A 1,780-nucleotide genomic window follows, 5' to 3' on the forward strand; every position below is an offset into this window, starting at 1 on the left:
GGGGCAGCATTCCTGTTTGAAGGAAGTTCGGGGTCTTGAAAGAAAAAGAGCCCTCTAGTATGATGCATGGGTGTCAACGACCATTGACCCATCATCAAACAAGGAGGACTTCTCTATGCAGTTTAAATGGAATGAAAAAATTAATCAAGTTACTGAAAATACACTCGTTGTTGGTATGGACATTGCCAAGCGCGTTCATTACGCGTGCTTTGTCGATGAACGAGGGCGCGTGATTGAAAAAGCCTTTGCGGTACATCAATCAAAAGTAGGCTTTGAAAGTTTGTATGAAAAGATTCGTCAAACAATGAAGGAAGCTAAGAAAACAGACGTTATCATTGGAATTGAGCCTACAGGCCACTACTGGATGAACTTGGCTTACTTCTTAGATCACTACGGGATTCCACTAGTGATGGTCAATCCAATGCACGTTAAACGTTCAAAAGAACTGGACGATAATTTACCAACTAAACACGATAAAAAAGATGCACTCGTAATAGCTCGGTTAGTGAAAGATGGACGTTTTAGCTATCCTCGTCTATTAAAAGACTTAGAAGCTGAACTGCGTATCGGATCTACCCTCCGTTCAAAGTTAACGGAAGATTTAGCGAGTATTAAAAATCGAATAATCCGTTGGCTTGATCGCTATTTCTCAGAATTTACTCAAGTCTTTCCGGCTTTCGGAAAGATGGCGCTTGCGGCATTGGAAATGACGCCATTGCCACAGGATATTGAAGGGAAAACAGCTGAGGAGTTGGTTTTTGTCTACCGTAAGGTAGAGGGGATGAGGACGCCACAGTTACCGAAAGCAAAGCTTCTCATTGAAGCATCGACTAACTCGATCGGACTGACAGAAGGGACACAGATGGCCCGACATGAAATCGCCACGCTCCTACGTCAGTATCGCTTATTAGAAAACGAAATTGCATCTGTGAACAGCCAATTAGCCGAAATGGCACAAACAACAATGGAATATGAGCTACTCTCTTCCGTTCCTGGTTTAGGAGATGCGACGATTGTTGATTTACTTTCAGAAGTAGGGAGCTTTTCACTTTATGAAAATCCACGCCAACTTATCAAACTAGCGGGATTAACATTACGTGAAAACTCGTCTGGTCAACATAAGGGACAAAAACATATCTCGAAACGAGGACGGAAGAAACTCAGGTATATTCTTTTCAAAGTAATGGTACCACTCATTCGTCATAACGAAGCGTTTAAACGGCTTCATGAATATTACACCACTCGCCAACAAAATCCCTTGCGTGGGAAGCAGTCGATGGTAGTTCTCTGTGGTAAATTACTGAAGATATTACATGGTATTTGCAAAAAGAAAGTCTGTTTTAACGAACAATATATGATGAAAGATCTCCACTGTCTCTCAGAGACAGCGTAAACATTTCTTAACAGCGAGAACTATACCAGAAGGATGACACGGAGAAGCCAGCAAAATAACTAAACTAAGACTATGAGTCCCTGGGGCAGCTTAGCAGGCCTCTGCCTTATGAATAGACCGAACGAAGGAATGTAAGCGCATTGACGCTAAGAGACATGGGAGGGTACGTCGTCATAAGTATCGCAGAGATCCATTGTGCATCACATATTGGATAAAAAGCCAATTATTTCCATTGGTTTTAGCGAAGCATACGCTCTATTTGGTAATAAAAACAAGAAATTCAAGACTCTGTTTATGAAATACGTGAAAAAATAATTATTCTACATCATGAAGTAGTGCAAGCCGTTGATACATCAATGTTTATAGAGGGAGGTTAGTTCAATAAGG

At 41.3% G+C, this 1,780-nt stretch carries 1 protein-coding gene; it reads left to right on the forward strand.

All coding sequences use genetic code 11. From position 1 onward, the window contains the following. Positions 1–115 precede the first annotated feature (115 nt). Positions 116–1,393: an IS110 family RNA-guided transposase gene (locus tag AC1TO6_RS21055; protein ID WP_482103539.1), complete on the forward strand. Its 1,278-nt coding sequence runs from the start codon at positions 116–118 to the stop codon at positions 1,391–1,393. Positions 1,394–1,780: the final 387 nt, after the last annotated feature.

The sequence above is a fragment of the Sporosarcina sp. Y352 genome (assembly GCF_056786535.1).

What these genes read in the sequence shown, in the direction of transcription:
- AC1TO6_RS21055 (WP_482103539.1), top strand. Translation starts at nt 116, where the DNA reads ATGCAGTTTAAATGGAATGAAAAAATTAATCAAGTTACTGAAAATACA.